The organism is Halomicrobium urmianum (assembly GCF_020217425.1).
Lineage (GTDB): Archaea > Halobacteriota > Halobacteria > Halobacteriales > Haloarculaceae > Halomicrobium > Halomicrobium urmianum.
The window spans coordinates 423,364-443,459 of record NZ_CP084090.1 but is presented as its reverse complement, the minus strand read 5'-3'; the positions used below and the strand labels follow the sequence as shown (position 1 = coordinate 443,459).

At 71.9% G+C, this 20,096-nt stretch carries 15 protein-coding genes; 9 read left to right on the top strand and 6 right to left on the bottom strand.

What is annotated here, in order from left to right:
- Positions 1-8: 8 nt before the first annotated feature.
- The gene (locus LCY71_RS02145; RefSeq protein ID WP_225334721.1) at positions 9-1,247 is read right to left on the bottom strand and encodes a hypothetical protein; all 1,239 of its coding nucleotides are present in this window, start codon (positions 1,245-1,247) and stop codon (positions 9-11) included.
- Between the two features lie 133 nt (positions 1,248-1,380).
- Between LCY71_RS02145 and LCY71_RS02140 the strand changes: the two genes are divergently transcribed.
- On the top strand, positions 1,381-4,353 hold the full coding sequence (locus tag LCY71_RS02140; protein WP_225334720.1) for a tetratricopeptide repeat protein: 2,973 nt from the start codon (positions 1,381-1,383) through the stop codon (positions 4,351-4,353).
- A gap of 95 nt (positions 4,354-4,448) precedes the next feature.
- On the opposite strand, the gene LCY71_RS02135 is transcribed toward LCY71_RS02140, so the two are convergent.
- From LCY71_RS02135 to LCY71_RS02120, 4 genes are all read right to left on the bottom strand, one after another.
- Entirely contained in the window at positions 4,449-6,074 is a 1,626-nt protein-coding gene (locus LCY71_RS02135) for a poly-gamma-glutamate hydrolase family protein (RefSeq protein ID WP_225334719.1), read from the bottom strand.
- 69 nt (positions 6,075-6,143) lie between these two features.
- Positions 6,144-7,097, bottom strand: coding sequence for a nucleoside hydrolase (locus tag LCY71_RS02130; protein WP_225334718.1), 954 nt, complete (start codon positions 7,095-7,097; stop codon positions 6,144-6,146).
- Positions 7,098-7,307: 210 nt separating this feature from the next.
- Positions 7,308-7,499, bottom strand: a complete 192-nt coding sequence (locus tag LCY71_RS02125; protein WP_225334717.1) for a hypothetical protein — start codon at positions 7,497-7,499, stop codon at positions 7,308-7,310.
- A 212-nt stretch (positions 7,500-7,711) separates the two neighbouring features.
- Entirely contained in the window at positions 7,712-9,907 is a 2,196-nt protein-coding gene (locus LCY71_RS02120) for an N-6 DNA methylase (protein WP_225334716.1), read from the bottom strand.
- A 125-nt stretch (positions 9,908-10,032) separates the two neighbouring features.
- Between LCY71_RS02120 and LCY71_RS02115 the strand changes: the two genes are divergently transcribed.
- From LCY71_RS02115 to LCY71_RS02080, 8 genes are all read left to right on the top strand, one after another.
- The gene (locus LCY71_RS02115; protein ID WP_225334715.1) at positions 10,033-11,172 is read left to right on the top strand and encodes a thiamine ABC transporter substrate-binding protein; all 1,140 of its coding nucleotides are present in this window, start codon (positions 10,033-10,035) and stop codon (positions 11,170-11,172) included.
- Positions 11,173-11,174: 2 nt separating this feature from the next.
- Positions 11,175-12,953, top strand: coding sequence for an ABC transporter permease (locus tag LCY71_RS02110; protein WP_225334714.1), 1,779 nt, complete (start codon positions 11,175-11,177; stop codon positions 12,951-12,953).
- Complete coding sequence (locus LCY71_RS02105; protein WP_225334713.1) at positions 12,950-14,101, top strand: ABC transporter ATP-binding protein; 1,152 nt, start codon at positions 12,950-12,952, stop codon at positions 14,099-14,101. Before LCY71_RS02110 ends, LCY71_RS02105 begins: the two co-directional genes overlap by 4 nt.
- A gap of 56 nt (positions 14,102-14,157) precedes the next feature.
- Complete coding sequence (locus LCY71_RS02100; RefSeq protein WP_225334712.1) at positions 14,158-15,162, top strand: AIR synthase family protein; 1,005 nt, start codon at positions 14,158-14,160, stop codon at positions 15,160-15,162.
- Positions 15,163-15,201: 39 nt separating this feature from the next.
- Positions 15,202-15,456: a heavy-metal-associated domain-containing protein gene (locus LCY71_RS02095; protein WP_225334711.1), complete on the top strand. Its 255-nt coding sequence runs from the start codon at positions 15,202-15,204 to the stop codon at positions 15,454-15,456.
- Between the two features lie 82 nt (positions 15,457-15,538).
- Positions 15,539-15,778, top strand: coding sequence for a DUF7996 family protein (locus LCY71_RS02090; RefSeq protein ID WP_308444686.1), 240 nt, complete (start codon positions 15,539-15,541; stop codon positions 15,776-15,778).
- Positions 15,779-15,827: 49 nt separating this feature from the next.
- Entirely contained in the window at positions 15,828-17,144 is a 1,317-nt protein-coding gene (locus LCY71_RS02085) for a glycoside hydrolase family 68 protein (protein WP_225334710.1), read from the top strand.
- Between the two features lie 231 nt (positions 17,145-17,375).
- The gene (locus tag LCY71_RS02080) at positions 17,376-17,891 is read left to right on the top strand and encodes a four-helix bundle copper-binding protein (RefSeq protein WP_225334709.1); all 516 of its coding nucleotides are present in this window, start codon (positions 17,376-17,378) and stop codon (positions 17,889-17,891) included.
- A 90-nt stretch (positions 17,892-17,981) separates the two neighbouring features.
- On the opposite strand, the gene LCY71_RS02075 is transcribed toward LCY71_RS02080, so the two are convergent.
- Positions 17,982-20,093 (bottom strand): glycoside hydrolase family 32 protein, encoded by a 2,112-nt coding sequence (locus LCY71_RS02075; RefSeq protein ID WP_225334708.1) that lies wholly within the window; start codon positions 20,091-20,093, stop codon positions 17,982-17,984.
- Positions 20,094-20,096: the final 3 nt, after the last annotated feature.

Genomic DNA, 20,096 nt, shown 5'->3' with positions numbered 1-20,096 from the left:
GCACTCGCTCAGACGGGCTCGCACAGCGCCCACACGTCTGACCCGGGGTCGAGGTTGGTCGGCTCGGCGCCGCGTTCGGTCAGGATCCCGGCGTGGTACAGCATCGCCTTCAGCTGGAAGACCGTCGGCGAGTGGTACACCCGGCCGTCGGTCAGTGTCGTGGGTCGCAACTCGCCGTCGGCGTCGAGGACGCGACTGCGGACGTCTTCGTCGCCGCGGACGAACAGCTCGACGGTGAACGAGGGGTGGAGCCGGTGGAGGTACTCGACGAGCTGCGGGAGCGTCGGCTCCGAGATCCCGTCGTCGTGCAGGTGCTGGATCTCCTCGACGAGGAGCCGGGTCGCGGGGTAGGCGTACACGACCTGTCGGGTGAGCTGTCCCCACGCCGGCGCCAGCTCGCGGAACCGCCTGCGCGAGCCCTTCCAGTCCTCGAACGTCCGGAGCGCGGCATCGACGGATCCGTACTCCCGGTGCGCGAACCGGACCACCTCGCGGCCGAGCGGGGTGAGTCGGACCCCCTCCGGCGTCTCGTCGACGAGGTCGAGGAAGGCCGCTCCGGTCCGGGCGGCGTCGACGGCGCCGACGACGCGCTCGGCGACGACGACGTCGGTCTCGTCGGGGTGGGAGACGGCGAGCGCGTAGCCGAGGTAGTTCTTCGGGTGGTTGAGGCCGAACGACTTCTCCGCGACGCCCTGGGCGCTGGCCTGGAACCGGATCGCGTCCGTCTCCGTGGTCGTCCGGTTGCCGACGACGCGGGGGACCTCGATCGGCTCGACGGCACCGCCGGGCTCGACGCCGAGGATTCCGACGTTCAGTTCGCGGGCCAGCGTCCGGTTCGACTCCGAGACGGCGTCGGCGGGCGCGGTGACGTAGGCGGCGTTGGCCTCGCCGAGGCGGTCGTGGGCCTGCACGATGCCCCGGTCGACGTCGACGCCGCGGTCGGTGTAGCCCTTGGCCTCGACGGCCACCAGCGGCGGGTCGTCGCCGAGGCGCTCGACCGCCAGGAGGTCGTCGTCGAGGGGGTGGACGCCGACCAGGTCGGGGTAGCCCGAGCCGACGCGGACGTGGTTGAACGGGGCGAGGACGTTCCGAACGTCCGGGTCGACCGGCCGATCGGCGAGCCACCGCTCCGAGGCGAACTGCGTGTCGACGACGGCGTAGCCGTCCTCGGCGTCCCCGGGGAAGAGCCGACGCTTCGCGTGTGCGAGGACCCGCGGTTCGGTCAGGTCGCGCGCCGCGCTTGCCATGCGCGCCCGGTTTCGCGAGCTGGCACAAGAACGTTCGGGCTCGACCGAGTCCGGGACGGGGAATCACCGCCCGACGGGCGAGAGCGGTCAGAATACTTAATAGACGACCCAATCAACGCCACAGTCGATTCGAATGCTGGAGACGATCGCGCTCGGAATAGCGACGAACGGGCTGGCTGCGGGCGCCTCCGCGGGGAGCGGTATCGTGAAGGGCAAGATCGAGGACGTGATCCGCCGCCGACGGTTCTCGAGCGACGTCGACGAGCTCGCGACGGAGTTCAACGCGGCGCTCGAAGCCACCGTGCCGGCCGCGCTCGCCGAGGCGGACGTCGACGGCGCGTCGGCGAGCGACGTCGCCGACGACTGGTCGGCGGTCGCAGCGCACCTGGACGAGATCGACGTCGCATTCGAGACCGAACGCGAGGCCGTCGCGCGTATCGCCCGGGCGATCGGGGCGACGCTGGACCTCGACCTCGACGCCGATCCGGAGCTGCGACGAGCGCTCGAGGCGGCCGTCGCCGACGCGTACCGCGACGCGATCCGGGCGTTCGCGGAGGAGATCTCGGGGACGGAACTCGCCGAGGTTCTCGACACCGAGGCGAACATCGAGCTCACGGCCACCGTCAACCGGCTCGAGACGCGCCTCGAGACTGTTCAGGACCGCCTCGACCGACAGGAGCTGGCCCGGCTCCGGGATCAGGGGTTCGTCCGGCTGGGGCCCCGCTTTTTCGAGCAGGCCGAGGTGAAGGACCCGGCGACCTGCTGGCGGACCGGGTTCAGCCTCGCGGAGATCCGGGCGGGGCACTACTTCGAGCGGTTCCACGAGGACGGCGACGAACAGACGATCACCGAGCACCTCTCCGATCGACTCCGTGCGGGCCGCGACACCGTCGTCCTCGGTCGCCCGGGGTCCGGGAAGAGTACCATCTGCAAGGCGGTCGCGACGACCTGGTACGAGCGGACGACGGGCGCCGTGTTCTACCGGCGCAGCAACGCGCCGAACGACTTCGACGAGGTCGGCCCGCTCGAGACCCAGATCCGGGAGGCCGCCGGCCCCGTTCTGATCGTCGTCGAGGACGCCGCCAGGCCCGCGACGAGCCCGGTCTTCCACCTCGTCGAGCGGTTCGAGGGCGACGACTCCGTCCGCTTCCTCCTCGACTCACGGAAGAGCGAGTGGCAACACCCCGAGAGCGTGATGGACGACCCGCGGCTGCAGGAGATCAAGGACCAGGGGATCGAGCGCTATCCGGTCCCGAGCGTCTCGGAGCGGGAGTGCGCGGCGGCCGTCGAACACTTCGAGGCGACGACCGGGGAGTCGGTCACGCAGGACGTGGACCAGCTCGTCGCCGACCTGGGCGCGACCGACGTCGGCGAGATGTACCTCCTCGCTTACCGGCTCGCCAGCCACGCGACGGAGACGGTTCCGACGCCCGGCGAGAGCGGGTCCGCGACGGTCCTGGAGTCGTCGGTTCGGAGCGTCTACGACGACCTGACGGACCGCTGCGGCGACGACGACTACCTCCCCTTCCACCTGGGGATCCTGATCAACGTCCTCAACGCCTCCGAGATGACCGTCTATCCCGATCTCCTGCACGCGCTGGCGGAGGAGAAGCGGGACCACCGGCGGATCGAGGACCTCGTCGACGACCTCGAGGACGAGCTCCTCTTCGAGGGGGACGGCGAGGGATATCGGTCGCACCATCCCCTCTGGTCGGCGATCTTCTTCCGTCACTTCCTCGACGAGGCCGGCGAGCGCCGGGCGGCGGACCACTTCGAGGAGGTGGTCAACGCCCTCTTCTCCGTGGTCGACGACGAGCAGACGCGCGAGCGCATCGACCGCTGGTTCAGGGGGGACGCGCCGTACGTCCGGCGCGTCGAGGAGGCACCGACGGAGACCGCCGACTCGCTCGCCCTGACCGTCTTCAACATGGGCGACGCCGATCCGCAGTACGCCTTCGCCAGGGCCTCCAGCAGCCAGCGCCAGCCGATCTTCCACGTCGCCCCGCTGTTCGGCACGACCGAGCACTCCTGGATCTCGCTGCCCGACGCGTGCTCCACGGAGACGCGCCTCCGCTGTACGAACCTCCGGGGCGTGATGTACCTCGACAGCGGGGAGTTCGACCGGGCGAAGGCCGAGTTCGAGCACCTCCACGAGCGGATCACCGACCTCGAGCCGGACGAACTCGGCCCCGATCGCCTGACGGAGATCGAGGCGTGGACGCTGAACAACCTCGGGAACGTCGCGCGCCGCCGTGGCGAGCTCGACACGGCCGAGGAGTACCACCGGCGCGGCCTCGAGACGTTCCGGGAGGTCGGCGTCCGGACGGGGGAGGCGTGGACGCTGAACAACCTCGGCAGCGTCAACCGCGTCTGCGGCAACCTCGACGCCGCGGAGCGGTACCACGAGGACAGTCTGACCGTCTTCGACGACCTCGACAACCGGCTGGGTCGCGGATGGGTGCTGAACAACCTCGGTCTCCTGGCCCGCAAGCGCGGCGACCTGGAACTCGCCGCCGAGCGCCACCACGACAGCCTCGACGTCTTCCAGGAGATCGGCCACCGGCTCGGCGAGGCACGGGTCCTGAACGCGCTGGGGCTCGTGACACGCGAACGCGGCGAGTACGGCGAGGCCCGCTCGTACTTCCGGCAGAGCCTCGGCGTCGCCCGGGAGATCGGCGACCGGCAGTGCGTGGCCTGGTGTCTCAACAACGTCGCTACCGTCCACGAGCGCGAGGGCGAGCTCGACGACGCCCGGGAGTACTTCGAGGAGAGCCTCGGGGTGAAGCGGGAGCTCGGCGACCGGCAGGGCGAGGGGAACACGCTCTCGCACCTCGCGACGGTCGCGCTCCGCCGCGGCGACGTCGAGCGCGCCCGCGACCGCGCCGGCGAGTCGGTCGCGGTCCTGCTCGACGTGGACGGGTACCACAACGCCCTCGCGAAGCTCGAGCGGATGGCCGAGGTCGCCGTCGAGACGGGCGCGTCCGGAGCCGCGCGGGCGTGGTGCGAACGCGGTCGAGAGCTGGCGGCCGAGCACGGCTTCGACGACTACGAGGAGTCGTTCGCGGACCTGCTCGGCGAACTCGACGGTTCCGACCTGGCCGCCTGACCTCGAATCGCTCCTCGTACTGCCGGCTGTACCACTTCGAGAGCACTCGCCGCCCCGTGGTGGCGAGTGTCTTCACGAGCGTACAGCCGGCGGTATCAGCGGCGGTCCCGGAACCACTCGGCGACGGCGTCGGCCACGGCCCGCCAGTGACGGTCGACCGTCGGGATGCTCTGCTCGATCTGGATCCCCGACTCGCCGTCGGCGGTGAGCCAGTTGACGAGGTTCTCGGGCCGCCGTCCCATGTACTTACCTTCGAGAGAGACCTCGATGCCGGTTCCGGCGAGCGCCTCCGACACGGCGGCAGCGACGCCCTCGCGGATCGGTTCGGGAGCGCGACCCCCAACGACGACGCCGTCGTTGTCGTGACAGTGGAAGCTGACGGCGCGCTCGAACCCGCGGTCGGCGATCCGGGCGAGCAGCGGGAACGACCGCGGGTCGACGTCCGAGGAGCGGACGTGGTACCGATCGAAGGCGGCGGCGTCGTCGTCCCACCCCTCGACGCTCCAGGCCGTCGCCTCGCGGGCCGACAGCCGGTCGACGAGCCGGTGAGCCTGGAGGTCGGTGTTCCCCTCGATCACGCCGCCGTGGGGCGCGCAGGCGACGAGGCGGTCCCCGCCGGCGTCGGCCAGCCGCTCCGCGACCGCGCCGGCGCGCCGGGCCTCGTGTCTCGCGAGGTGCGGCGCGGCGACCACCGGCGTGACGGTGACGGTGAACTGTCCGTCCCGCGGCGCGCCGAGGCGGTCGCGCCCGCCGGTTGTCATGCCGACGGCGACGTCCGACAGGTCGCCGCGCTCGCCGACGGTGTACACCGCGTCGTCACCGTCGGAGCGTGTGACGAGCACCTGCGTCCCGAGGTCGCACCCGAGGACGGTCGCCAGCTCGTCGTCGACGGCCACGTACCGCTCGGGCGCGCCGCGGACGTCGAGGTCGAACTCGCCGTCGTGGTCGCGGACCAGGCACCGCTCGCCGTGGCGATGCGGCCGACCGGGGCCGCGCCCGATCCGCGAGCCGTCGACGTACGTGATCCCGTCGAGGCCGGCGACCGGGACCGTCCGGCCGAACCAGTCCTCGTACTCGGCGCCGCCCAGAACGACGGCGGGCGCGTCGCTCCCCGCGCCCGGTCGGCCCGGCTCCACCGCCAGCGTCTCGCGGTCCATCTCGAAGACCCCGTCGATCGGGTCGCCGCTCGCGGTGACTACGGCGGCGGTCAGCGGGCCGCTCCCCCGCCACTCCACGGCGTCGTCGGTGGCGCTCTCCCGGAACGGGACGCGGCTGTGCGCGTCGACGGCGACGATCGGATCGTCGGCCTCGACGGTCACCGACGTCTCCGCGTGATCCGGCGCGAACCGGAGCCGGTGTACCGTCACCCCGTCGACCGGGGCCGGAGCCGTCACCGCCGGGTGCTCGATGGACGCCTCGGCGGCCGGCGCGGATCCCCCGTCGGGCCCGGAGAGCGAGACGTCGGAGCCGTCGACCGTGACGTCGGCGGATCCGCCCGTGATCACGACGGAGTCCGGGGCGGCGACGAAGCGGTGCGTGCGGCGGCGCTGGCCGTCCGCCGCCTCGACGCCGGGTTCGGTCGCACCCGGCTCCAGACCGACGACGGTGTCCGGCCGCTCGCGGTCGCGTCGTCGCTCCCGAAGCGTGATCCGGACCGCGTCGCCGGCGAGGTCGACGCGGTAGTCGCAGTGCCAGCGACCGGTCGTCGAATGGGCGGCCATTATCGGCACTGTACCGCGTGTCGGCAAAAGTCCTGCCGTCACCGGCGGGGATCCCTTCTCCCGGCCCCCTCACTCGACCCCGGCGTCGGGGTTTCTGTCCCGGAGCATCGACAGGACGACGCGCTCGAAGCCGTCGGCGTCGGCGGCCTCGATCACGCGCGTGTCGGCGGGCTCGCCGGTCGTCCCGTCGACGTCGGCGAACGTGTAGCCGCGCGTCAGCCCCTCGCGCTCGTCGATGTCGACGTGGTAGGTCCCGGTCGCCTCGCGGAGTTCGGGGTAAGCAAGCAGGGCGGCGGCCAGCGCGTCGGGCTGGGTGACGCCGTCGACGCCGATCTCCGCGTCGCCTGACTCCCGCAGCGTCCCGATCACCGCGGCGAAAAAGTCGGCGAGGTCAGTGTCGATCCCGTCGATCGTCTCGAGGACGGCCTCGCCCATCGCGCCGTCCCGCAGGCACAGTCCCCAGTCGACGAGCGTCGCGTCGAACTCGGCGAGGACGCGCTTCGCGGCGTCGGGGTCCACCCAGAAATTGAACTCGGCGGCGGGGGTGACGTTGCCCCGGCAGTGCACGTTGCCGCCCATCACCCACACCTCGTCGACGAGGTCGGGGAGGTCGGGTTCGCGCGCGTAGGCGAGCGCGAGGTTCGTCAGCGGTCCGATGCACAGCAGCGTGATCTCGCCGGGTGCGTCCCGACAGCGCCGGACGATCTCGTCGGGCCCGAACCCGTCGGCCGACTCGATTTCCGTCTCGGGGTGCAGGTCGCCGCCCAGGCCGCCCTCGCCGTGGATCTCCTCGGCGTGTTCGTGCTCCTTGAGGAGGGGCTGGCGGGCCCCCTCGTAGACGGGGACCTCGGTCGAATCGACCAGCGAGAGCGCGTACTTGGCGTTCTCGACCTCGCGGTCGAAGGGGACGTTCCCGGCGACGACGGTGACGGCTTCGACGGAGAGCCGGTCGGTCAGGCAGGCCAGCGCGAGCGCCTGCGTGTCGTCCCCGGCCGTGTCCGTGTCGACGATGACGCGTTGCATACGCCGTCATGGGACGCCGGCCTTTTAGCTGAATTGAGACGCTATTACGGCAGGCCCACGAAGTCGAACACCTGTATCTGCAAAGCGCGTCGTAGAAGCAGGAAGCCCTACCCTCGAGGAGCGAACGGCGTCAGCCGTGAGCGAGTAGGGTAGTTCGCTACCAGTCCGCGTTGCCCGCGGCGTCCGCGGACGGCCCGCCGTCCGGGCCGCTCACCGTGGAGCCGTCGAGAACAGCCGCGACAGCGTCCGATCGGGGTAGTACGTCGCGTCGCAGGCAGGGCAGACCGCGACCGTCACGCGGTCCTCCAGGGCTACCCCCGGTGCCAGGTCAGACGCCGCGACGGACCGCTCTTCGAGGTCGCTTCCACAGTCCGGGCAGGGGAGGTCGGTTTCGTGGGGCATGGTGTCCTCCGTCGAACGATCCCGCGGCGCTGTCCCCGGCGGTCCAGCGCCTGCGCAGGACAGAACGACCACCAGCGGCGCGGACCGGGAGACGACGGGAGATAGACAGGATCGTCCGCTAGAAAGGCGTACGCATCCGGAGACCAAATAGTTTGCGACGCGTTCTCACGGAATCTTCGGCGGCGTTCTCACGGAAACTGGTCGGGTGTCTCTCAGAGTTGCCGCCCGTTCCGCTCGGCCACGAGCGACTCGGCGAGGTCGTCGATCTGGGCCTGGACGGCGGCCAGTTCAGGAACCTCGCGGTCGCGGTAGGCCCGCTTGCTCAGGTGGTCGTGGTCGGCGACGACGTCGTGGGCCGCCATCGAGCGCTCGGCAAGTTCCTCGGCGCGTTCGGTGCCGGGGTAGTCGGGCAGGGCAAGCCGCGAGACGGTCGACTTCGTGAGGCTCGCCTTGCCGTCGCCGGCGACGTCCCGGAGCGACCGCTGGTAGGGCGCGGAGTTGAGCAGGGCACAGAGGAAGTGGGCCTCGCGCTCGTCGTCGGTGGCGACGAACATGTAGTGGTCGCCGGGGATCACCTGCTTCTCGCCGAGGTCGGGGTCGTCGGCCGTCGAGACGACGGCGAAGTGTGGCTTGTACCCCAGCCGGCACCAGGCGACCCTGTAGTCGGCCCAGGTGTACTCGCCGAGGCCGAAGACGTTGTAGAACGGGCCGTTGTCCAGCCACGACGAGGACCGCTCTTCGAGCGCCCCGCGCCGCTCCCGGAGGTACCGGTAGGTCTCGGGGTAGCGCTCGCGGAGTCGCGCCTCGTTGTCCTCGTGGGCCTCCCGCATCGGGACCAGCCGCAGGTCGTGGCCGAAGTGACCGTATCGGACGACGTGGCGGGACTTGAGATAGGGGTACACCAGGTCGAGTTCGATCCGGTCGAGCAGGTCCCGGTCGACCGAGAACACGTCCTCGGCGTCGTCCTTGAGGCCGTGGCGGATCTCCTGGCCGGCATCGCCCAGCGCCGCCCGCTCGGCGTCCCGGCGGATCCACGCCGAGGCCGGGTCCTCGGGATCGACGGGGACCAGCGCCGTCCCCTCGCGGGCCAGTAGCTCCCGGACGGCGTCGCCGCTCCCGTAGTCGGGGGCCGCCCCGTCCCGCTCCCACGCGGTGGCCGGCGCCGGGAACGACTCTCCCTCCTCGGCCCGGAGGGTGAAGACGGCCGCACCGGCGGCGACCTGGTCGCCGAACGGCGACAGCGTCCCGAAGTCGTGGACGTGCGAGAGGGCGAGGGGCTGGTCGCCGGCGCGCAGCGAGCGGAACAACCGGCCGGCGGGCCCCTTGGTCACGTCCCGCTTGAGGACGACGCTGACCTCGCCGCCGGCGTCGAGGTAGCGGTCGATACACACCCAGACGAACGGGACGGAGAGGTCGTCGTTGCCGTGGCCCAGCAGCGCGGCGGCCCCCTCGTGGGGGAACAGGTCCAGTTCCTCGGAGCGGTCCCGCCAGCGGTCCTGGAGTCGATCGGGCAGCCGATCCCAGGTGATCCACGGGGGGTTCCCGACGAGGCAGTCGACCGGCGGGAGCGACGCCGCGAGGTCTCGGCCGTTCCCGCCCTCGTCGTCACCGCCTTCGTCGGGCGCGTCCACCAGTCCCAGGGCGTCGCCGTGGTAGACGGGGACGGTCACGCGCTCGGCCGCGTCGAGGTGCGGTGCCAGCGCGAGCAGGTAGGTGAGCCGGGCGCTCGCGACGGCGACCGGGCTGAGGTCGATACCGAACACGGTGTCGGTGACGCGGTCGACGACCGCCGCGGGGTCGTCGGATGCGGCCGCGGCCACGCGATCGACGCAGGCGGCGAGGAAGGCCCCCGAGCCGCAACCGGGATCGAGGTAGGTCGCCTCGGCCGGGTCGACCGCCAGCGCGTCGACGGCGAGGTCCGCGACGCCGCGGGGCGTGTGGTACTCCCCCAGCGCCAGGCGCACCTCGCGCGGGACGATCCCCTCGTAGAGGTCGCGGAGCGCGTCGGCGTCGAGGTCGGCGAGCGTCGACCGGTCAAGCGCCGCCAGGTCCGCCAGGGCATCGACGCCGTCGGCAGCGTCTCCCAGCAAGTCGCCAGTGCCGAGAGCGCCGTCGACGCCCCGGTTCATCACCTCGACGCCGTAGGCGCCCTCGACGGCGTCGACCAGGCGGTCGACGACGGCCCCGTAGTACGCGCGGTCCGCGAACACCGCCTCGGCGCTCGCGTCGAGGTCGCCGAGGACGTCGCCGTGGGCGGCGACGAACGCCCGCCGCCACGCCTCGAACGCCCGGCGATCCTCCCCGTCGCCCGCCAGCGCAGCCGAGACGCGCTCGCGGTAGACCCGGTGGGCGTCGCTGTCCCTGCCGACCCGTTCGCGGAGTCGCCGTATCGTCCGCTCGTCCGCCATTCCCGTCGACAGTCCGCACGGCGGGAAGTATGCGTTCTGGTTCCCGGTTTCCAGAAGTGTCTGACCGGCGACTGTTCGAGTCCGGAACGTGCGGTTCAAGTACCACTCGATGAAACAACGGGGTAATGAGACGACGAACCTTCCTCGGGCGGACCGGCGTCGGCGTCGCCGGCCTCGCGGGGCTGGCGGGCTGCGTCGGCGACGGATCGGACGGCGAGGCGGGCACGGCGACCGAGGGGTCGACCGACACCGCGACGGAGGCGTCGACGGGCACCACGACCGGCACGACGGCCGGGCCCAGTGGGACGCTGATGGTGGCGACCTACAGCTCGTTCACCGGCGAGGACACGGCCGGCAACTGGCTCAAGTCGGCCTTCGAGTCGGAGTATCCGGACGTCACCGTCGAGTTCGCGACGCCGGAGAACGGCGTCAACCAGTTCGTCCAGCGCAAGCAACAGGGCGCGCCCATAGACGCCGACCTCTTCGTCGGCCTCAACACCGGCGAACTCGTCCGCGTCGACGAGCAACTGGACGAGGAACTGTTCGCGCCCGCGGCCGATGGCGTCGAGGGTTCCGACCGGGTCAAGCAGGACCTGTGGATCGACCCCGACGGCCGGGCGATCCCCTACGACACCGGCTACATCAGCCTCGTCTACGACGAGGACGAGGTCGACGAGCCGGACACCTTCGACTCGCTGCTCGAACCGGCCTACGAGGACGCCCTGATCACGCAGAACGCCCAGCACTCCGACCCCGGGCGCGCGTTCCTCCTGTGGACCATCCACGAGAAGGGCCCGGACCAGTACCTCGACTACTGGCAGGGCCTGGTCGACAACGGCGTCCAGATCATGGACGACTGGCAGCCGGCCTACAACGCCTACACGGAGGGCGAGGCGCCGATGGTCGTCTCCTACTCGACCGACCAGGTGTACTACCACGGCGAAGACGTCGACGTGTCCCGCCACCAGGTCGGGTTCATCAACGACCAGGGTTACGCCAACCCGGAGGCGATGGCCCGCTTCGTCGATTCCGACCAGCCCGCCCTCGCGGAGCGGTTCATGGAGTTCGCCCTCACCGAGGAGGCCCAGAAGGAGATCGCCGTCCGGAACGTCCAGTTCCCCGCTGTCGAGGGCGTCGAGCCCGGCGGCGACTTCGGCGAGTACGCACTGGAACCGCCCGAGCCGGTCACCTACAGCTACGACGAACTGGTCGGCAACGTGAGCGGCTGGATCGAGCAGTGGGCGCGGCAGGTCGCCACTAACTGACGATGCGGGCCGACCGGGTCGCGATTCCCGCGGGCGTCGCCGCCACCGTCGCGGCGCTCGCGGTCCTCTTCTACTACCCGGTCGGGAGCGTCCTCGCGGCGGCCGTCTACCAGGGCGGGCGCCTCACGCTCGCGCCGCTCGCGGAGGTTCTCTCCGATCCATTCTACGTCGGCGTCGCTCACTACCTCGTGACGGACCCGCTCGGGATCCCCGGCGGCGTCGCCGAGTGGCTCGCCGCGGGCGCGCCGTCGGTCAGGCTCGGTCTCTTCGGCTTCACGGCCTACCAGGCCGCGCTGTCGACGGTCGCCAGTGTCCTGCTGGGGCTGCCGGGCGCCTATCTGCTCGCCCGCTTCGAGTTCCCCGGCCGCCGCCTGCTGCGGTCGGTGACCATCCTCCCGTTCGTCCTGCCGTCGATCATGGTCGCGGTGGGCTTTCTCGCCATGTTCGGCCGGACCGGGGTGTTCAACGACCTCCTCGGACCGCTCGGCCTGGGGCCCGTCGAACTCGTCGGCACGCTGGAGATCGTCGTGCTCGCCCACGCCTTCTACAACGCGCCGCTGGTGACGCGGCTGGTGACGACGGCCTGGGAGTCGGTCGACCGCCGGCAGGTCGAGACCGCCCGGACGATGGGCGCCTCGCCGCTACGGGCGTTCCGTGACGTGGTCGCGCCCCAGCTCCTGCCGAGCCTCATGACCGCCGCGCTGCTGACGTTCGTGTTCACGTTCATGACCTTCCCCATCGTGCTCGCGCTGGGCGGGCTGGAACTGGCGACCGTCGAGGTGTGGCTGTACGCGCGCGTTCAGGACCTCGACCTCGCGGAGGCTGCGACGCTCGGCACGCTGGAGACGGCGCTCTCGCTGGGGCTGACCTACGCCTACCTCCGATACGAGGCCGCCCAGGTCCAGGCCGGCAGCGCGGGCGAGTCGCTCGGCCGGGCGCCCCTGTTCGACGGCTGGCGGTCGCTCGACGCTCGCCGCCTGGGCCTGCTCGCCTACGCCGCCGTCGCGCTGGTCGTGTTCGTCGGCCCGCTGGCGAGTCTGGTCGTCGAGAGCGTCACCGGCCCGGACGGTGGGTTCACGCTGGAGTACTACGCCTTCCTCCTGGAGCAACAGCGCGGCGTCGCCGTCGGGACGGTCCGCCCGCTGCCCGCGGTGCGGAACTCGCTGCTGTTCGGCGCCGGGACGCTGCTCCTGGCGCTCCCGATGGGCGTGGTCGTCTCCGTCGTGGCGACGCGGGGCGGCCGGGGCTCCCGTGCGGCCGAGGCCCTGCTGACCGCGCCGCTGGCGGTCAGCGGCATCGTCGTCGGCCTGGGCCTCCTGCAGACGCTCGTGTTCGGGACGGAGCTGTTCGGCCACCGCGTCGTGGTCACGGGCGCCGGAGCCGTCATCGCGGCCCACGCCGTCGCCGCCTACCCGTTCGTCTCCCGGAACGTGACGCCGGCGCTGGGCGGCCTCGACGGGCGACTCGTCGACGCCGCCCGCTCGCTCGGTGCCTCCCGCGCCCGGGCGCTCGTCGACGTGGAACTCCCGCTCGTGGCCGGCGCGCTCGTCGCCGGCGCGGCCTTCGCGTTCGCCATCAGCGTCGGCGAGTTCGACTCGACGGTCCTCCTCGCCGAGGGGGTCGACAGCTACACGATGCCCGTGGCACTGGAGCGGTACGTCGGGAACCGCTCGCTGGGGCCGAACCTCGGCCCGGCGACGGCGATGGGGACCGTGCTGCTCGCGGTGACGGCCGCCAGCTTCGTGGTCATCGACCGCGTCGGAGGGCGGTGGGAGCGATGAGCGACGAGCAGCGGGACGCCGACGGGCCGCCACGGCGGGACGGGCAGGAGAGCGCCGGCGTCGCCGTCGAGGACCTCACGGTCCGCTTCGGCGGCGTGACCGCGCTGCGGGACGTCTCCCTCTCGGTCGAGAACGGCGAGTTCTTCACGCTCGTCGGGCCCTCCGGCTGCGGCAAGACGACCACCCTGCGCGCCGTCGCGGGGCTGGAGTCGCCCGACGCGGGTCGCGTGCGCATCGGCGGGCGGGACGTGACCGGCCGGCCGCCGGAGGAGCGCGACGTCGGCGTCGTGTTCCAGAACTACGCGCTCTTCCCGCACATGAGCGTCCGCGAGAACGTCGCCTACGGCCTCCGCTTCGCCGACCCACCCGGCGGTGCGACGACCGAAGAGCGAGTGACCGAACTGCTCGAACTGGTGGACATGGCGGCTCTCGCGGACCGGGATCCGGAACAGCTCTCGGGCGGGCAGCAGCAGCGCGTCGCGCTCGCCCGCGCGCTCGCGCCGGGGCCGGACGTCCTGCTGCTGGACGAACCGTTGTCGGCGCTGGACGCGCAGCTGCGCCAGCGCCTGCGCGTGCGCATCAGGGACATCCAGCGCGACCTGGGGATCACGACGATCTACGTCACCCACGACCAGGCGGAGGCGCTAGCGATCAGCGACCGCGTGGCCGTACTGCAGGACGGCCGCGTCGAGCAGGTGGCCACGCCGGAGACGGTGTATCGCGAGCCCGCTTCCCGGTTCGTCGCGGAGTTCGTCGGCGACAACAACGTCCTCGACGGCGTCGCGACGGGAGACGGGCGCGTCCGGGTCGACGGGGTCTCCGCGAGCGAAGCGAGCGGAGGCTCGTCGGACTCGTCCGACGGCGTCGACCTGCCGTTGCCGTCCGGCGCGGACGTCGAGCCCGGCGACGGGGTGACGGTCGCCGTGCGCCCGGAGGACCTCGCCGTCGGCGGGATGCACGATGGCGCCGCGACGGCGGACGGCGCGACGCTGACGGCGACCGTCCGGACCGCCGAGTTCCTGGGCGACGCCTACCGCGTCCACTGCGAGTGGCGGGGCCGGGACCTGATCGTCAAGACCGCCGCCACCGATCCCCCCGCCGGAGCGGTCGAACTGGGCGTGGCCGCCGACGACGTGTGCGTCCTGTAGGCTGCCGACCGACGGACTCAGGTACGCCTTTGGGGGAGGACGGTCGACCTAGACCGATGACCGACCTGGGGAAGATCGACCGCGACTTCTTCGACGAGGTGATCTATCCGAACCTCGGCGCCGACCGGGACGACGTGGTCGTGGGACCGCGACACGGCGTGGACTTCGGGGTGCTCGAGGTGGGCGACCGCGCGGTCGTCCTCGCGACCGATCCGATCTCGATCCTGCCGGAACTGGGCTGGGAGCGGGCCGGACGGCTGGCGCTGGAGGTCGTCCTCGCGGACGTGGCGGTCTCCGGGGTCCCGCCGACGCACCTCGCCATCTCGCTCTCGCTGCCGCCGTCGATGACCGACGACGAACTCGGTCGGCTCTGGCGGGCGATCAGCGACCACGCGGCGGAGCTGGGCGTGAGCGTCGCGTCGGGCCACACCGCGCGCTACCCCGGCATCGACACGTCGTGGGTCGGCGGTGCGACCGCGCTGGGCGTGGGCGGCCACGACGACGTGGTCCGGCCGGACGGCGCGCGCCCGGGCGACGACCTTGTGATCTCCACGGGCCCCGCCGCGGAGGTGACCGGCCTGTTCGCGACGCTGTTTCCGGAGGCGCTGGAGCTGGACGCGGAGACGGTCGCGACCGCACAGGAGCGGGTGGACGATATCGCGGTCGTCGCGGACGCGCGCGCTGCCTTCGAGAGCGGCGACGTGTCGGCGATGCACGACGCCACCGAGGGCGGCCTCCGGGGCGCGCTCGTGGAGATGGCCGACGGCGCGGGCGTCCGGTTCGACGTGGACCGCGAGGCCGTTCCGGTGGCCCCGGGCGTGGAGGCGGTCTGCGACGCCGTCGGGATCGACCCCTGGGCGGCCAGCAGCGCCGGGACGCTGCTGATCGCCGTCGCCGACGGGGCCGACGCGGTCGTCGATGCGCTGGAGGCGAGCGGGACGCCGGCGGCCGTCGTCGGCGAGGTCGCCGCCGGCGAGGGCGTCTACGTCGACGGCGAGCGCGTCAGCACACCCGACGCCGACCCGGCCTGGACGGTGTTCCGGGAACTCTCCGGTTCGTGACAACTATAGTGTGGGGGAGACAACAGGAGTGCGAGGCGAATGTTACTGCTCAGGGTCGACGGCATGACCGGCGAGGAGAGCGCGACGACGGTCGAGACAGCCCTTTCCGGGGTCGCGGGCGTGACGGACGCCGACGCCGACCACGAGACGGATACGGCCGAGGTCGACGGGCGAGTGCCGGTGTCGGCGCTGGCCGCGGCGCTGGAGGAGGCCGGCTTCGACGTCGCGACGTGCCGGCGCGATCGGTGGGGTCGTCGCGGACCCGCGGCGGGGGTCGTGCCACGACTCGTTTGATGCGAGGCCGAGCGGAGCGAGGCCTCGAACCAGGCGAGCGGGAATCCGGCACCCATTTGCGCGCGGCCGCCGTTCGGTCCGTATGGGCATGGACGCCGACCGTCGGGAGAAACTCGCCCCTGCGCTGGCCGCGCTCGCGGTGATCGTCCTCCCCGGGCTGGCGAGTTTCGCGCTGGAGGAACTCGGCTACCAGACCGTCGGCAGCGCGGTCTGGGCCATCGGGTACGGCACCGGTATCCTGATGCTCTGGTACGTCTGGATCCGGCCGCTGGACATCACCGGGCCGGAGAGCGTCGACCGGAGCGACCCCGACGAGGAGTAGCTACAACTGGCGTGTAAACCTTTTTCCAGCGGCTCCGTCACCTCCCGGTATGGATCCAGTCGAGGGTCACGCGTCGGGCTTCCGGGCCCGTTCGGGATGGACGCGGGACCACGCGGCCGCGCTCGAACGGGGCGACGACGCCGTCGCGCCGGTGTTCTACCCGCCCGAGTCGGACCCCGCCGAGGACGTCCACGTGTGGGACACGTGGCTGCTCCGGGACCGGCGGGGACGGATCGCCGAGGTCGGCGGCCACCGCGTCGCCTTTCACCTGACCGCGCCGGCCGACCTGCTACCGGGGAAGCGCCACGACGTCGCGACGATACGGTACAGCTACTCCGCCGACGGCCGGTCCTGGGAGGTGGGCGAGCCCGTCTTCGAGGCTCCCCTGGGACAGCGCCAGTGGGCGGGGTCTGCGCTGTACGACGACGGCGACCTGTACCTCTTCTACACGGCCGCGGGCCGCGCCGAGGACGAGGAGCTGACCTACACCCAGCGCGTCGTCGGCGCGGGCGGCGGGAACATCGAGGCCGATGGTGGTGATGGCCTCGCCGTGACGGGTTCCTGGGAGCATCAGGTGCTCTTCGAGCCTGACGGCGAGCGCTACGAGCGCGAGGACCAGTCCCGCGGGATGACCTACACCTTCCGGGACCCCTGGTTCTACGAGGACCCCGAGACGGGGACCACGTCTCTCCTGTTCGAGGCCAACGTGCCCGTCCCCGAGGGCAGCGACGCCTGCGGCGGGGACCCCGAGCAGCAGGCGTTCAACGGCTGCGTCGGGCTGGCCGAGTCCCCCTCGGGCGACCCGCTGGAGTGGGAGCTGCGGGAGCCGATTCTCGACGCCGTCTGCGTCAACCAGGAACTGGAGCGGCCCCACGTGCTCCGGCGCGATGGCCGCTACTACCTCTTCGTCTCGAGCCACCGCCACACCTTCGCGCCCGGGCTGGACGGGTTCGACGCGCTGTACGGGTTCGCCGCGGACTCGCTGCGCGGGGACTACGAGCCCCTGAACGGGTCGGGACTGGTCGTCACGAACCCCGAGAACGCGCCCTACCAGTCGTACTCGTGGATGGTCCTGCCCCACGGCGACGAGGCGCTCGTCCAGAGCTTCTTCAACTACTACGACTTCGCGGCCCCGTCGATGGACGCGGTCGCTGACCTGCCCGACGCCGAGCAGCGCCGCCGGTTCGGCGGGACGATGGCGCCGACGCTGCGCCTCGGCATCGACGGGCGGACCACGCAGATCCGCGGCAAGCTCGACAACTGGCACGTGCCGCTCCCCCGGGAGGACCTGCCGCCGCTGGAGTCGGCGCTGTTCGAGCCGTCCGCCGACCGCCCACGGGGCCCGTACGGCGACGGGCTCTCCTGATCGACGTAGACGACAGTTCCCGACCGGCTCGCTTCGCCTGGGCACCGGTCGCCTGCAGTATGCTTGCGTTATCGGCCCCCTGGCGGCGTCGCCGCCGCTGGTTCGCGGCTGTCGCCCGGGACGCCGTCCCGCGGTCCGGCGCGTAATTCCGCGTTAGCGCCCGTACCGCGCCAGTAACTTTCCCGGTCCTGCGTGTCCCTCCCACCGGGTGCGACTGCCCACGAGACAGCCATGTCACAGAACTTCCAGTCCACGAGCGGGCAGATGCAGGGCACAGGCGGACAGATGAGCCAGACGGGCGGCCAGCAGATGGGCGGCCAGGGGATGCGATTCAGCGAGATCGAGACGCCGCAGATGCGGGAGATGACACAGACGATCCACCGGGCAGCCATGACCTGCGAGTGGTGCGCCGACCAGTGCATCCAGGAGGCCGATCCGATGATGATCGAGTGCATCCAGATGTGCGAGGACGTCTCTGAGCTCGCCGAGGTCGCCGAGACGTTCGTGCCCCGGCAGTCGCGATTCGAGCGCTCGGTCCTCCAGACGCTCCAGCAGGCGATGCAGGCCTGCGCCCAGGAGTGCGGCCGACACTCCCACGCCCACTGCCAGGAGTGCGCCGAGGAACTGCACCGCGCGACCGACGCCATCCAGCAGTACCTCTCGATGGGCCAGCAGGGCCAGTCGATGCAGCAGGGCCAGATGCAGGGCAGCGGCATGCAGGGCGGCATGCAGATGATGAGCCGGTAAGCGCTCGCGACCACCCTCTCACGGCCGAACCTTGGCCCCCTTCCGCGCCGACGCCGTTCGGCTCTCCAACCGCGCCTTTTTCCGGTCGGCTCAGAACGTCCCTGACAGTTCCCAGGCGTCCAGCGACACCTCGGCGGCCCCGCCCTGCGCGGTCAGCGAGACGCCCGTCGCGTCCTCCCGGGTCGGGTAGACGCGGGCCGTCAGGCAGTGGCGCTCGTTGGCGAACACCTCGACGACTGAGCCGTCGACGTAGACGCGTAGGTCGAGCGGCTCGTCGTACGGCGGCACCGACGTCCGTAGCTCCTCGTCCGACGCCTTGGGGTCGAGGCTCGCGGCGGACCGGTCGACGACGAGGTCGCCCTCGCGGGTGTAGCGCAGCGCCGTCCGCTCCTCGCGGTCGGGCGTCTCCAGCACCGCCAGCTCTACCGCGTCGGCGTCGGTCAGCGCCACCTCGGCCCGGAGCTCCAGCGACCGCCCGGTCATGTCGAGCGCCGCCGGATCGTCGGGGGCGACGGTCCAGTCCGCGCGGCTCTCGCGGGCCCCGCGCAGGTCCCGCAGTTCGGGCGCCGGCCGCTGGCGGAGGTCGCCGTCGCCGTCCACCGACAGCTCGCGGGGCAGCGACAGCGCGCCGGCCCAGCCGGCGTCCCAGTGGGCGCTCGCGGTCCGGGCCTCCGGGAGCCACCCCCAGGTGAGCAGCCGCCCGTCGCCGGTCCGCATTGACTGCGGGGCGTAGAAGTCGCCGTGGTCCAGCAGCCCCCGCTCCTCGGGCTCGAACTCGCCGTCGGCGTACTCGCCGAGGAAGTAGACGACGTCCTCGTAGTTCGAGACGTGCAGGAGGCTCCGCTCGCCGAGGTCCAGCAGCTCCGGGCACTCCCAGACCACGCCGTCGATCCCGTAATCGCCGGTCAGGATCGGGCCGCGGTACTCCCACTCGCGGAGGTCCCCGGATGCGTACAGCAGCGCCGCCCCGCCGCCGTCCGCGAGCCCGGCGCCGATCAGCTGGTACCAGGTGCCGTCCTCGCGCCAGACGCAGTGGTCGCGGAACTCGCCGTCCCAGTGGTCGGTCGAGAGGACGGCGGGCTCCGCGGGCGGCTCCTCGATGATCGGGTTGTCCGGAGACTTCTCCCAGGTCCGGAGGTCGGGGTCGCCGGTGGTCGCGAGACAGGGGAGCTGTTCGGCCCCGCGGCCGCCGGTGTACAGCAGCGTCGGCGTCCCGTCGTCGTCGACGGCGCAGCCCGACCAGCAGCCGTCGCGGTCAGGACCGTCGGGCGAGGGCGTCAGCGCGACGGGCTCGTCCTCCCAGTGGAGGAGGTCGTCTGAGACGGCGTGGCCCCAGTGGATGGTGTCGTGGTTCGGGCCGCCGGGGTTGTACTGGTAGAAGACGTGGTAGCGGCCGTTCCACTCGATCAGCCCGTTGGGGTCGTTCAGCCAGTTGGCCGGCGGCGAGAGGTGGTAGCTCGGCCGGTGGGGGTCGTCTGCCAGGCGCTCGCGCAGCGCGGTCAGCTCCTCGGCGTCGCGGGGCCTGTCGGGGACGTCCGCGTCGCCGACGTTCGAGAGGAGGCCCGTCGCCAGCGCGTCACGCGCGGCCGCGACGTCCGCCGGCGGCTCGGCGTCGAAGACGAGGCAGTCGCCCAGTCCCACGACGCTACCCTCGCCGATCGACCAGCCGACGGCGGTCACGAGGTCGGGTTCGTCGCGGTCCGGCAGGCGCGTCGCCGCGAGCACTTCGCCGCGATCGGGGAGGACGGCCTCGTAGCGGGCGACGGTGGCGTCCGTTGCCTCCCGGGTGATCGACCGGCGGTCGACGGCCTCGAAGACGGGGAGGTCGTCGTGGAGGGACTTCAGGAGGGGCCCCGCGGGCGGGCCGTCGGGATCGACGACGACGTCGTCGGGCGCCACGGGGTCGATGCCGAGTTCGTCGACGGTTGACAGGGCGGCCAGCGACAGCACCAGGCCGCCGCCGTCGGCGACGAACGACCGGAGCTCGGTCCCGAGGTCGGCGACGGCCGGCGTGCCGGGCACGGCGTCCGCGTGCCACCAGACGACGTCGTAGGGCGTCAGTGCGGCGTCCCCGGCGACGGCCCCGGCGGCGAGGACGTCCACGTCGAACTCGGCGGACCGGCACCACGACTCGGCGGCGACCTGCTCTGGCGACTGCTCGCCTCCGTGGAGGAGAGCGACTGCTGTCTCCGGTTCGGCCATGTC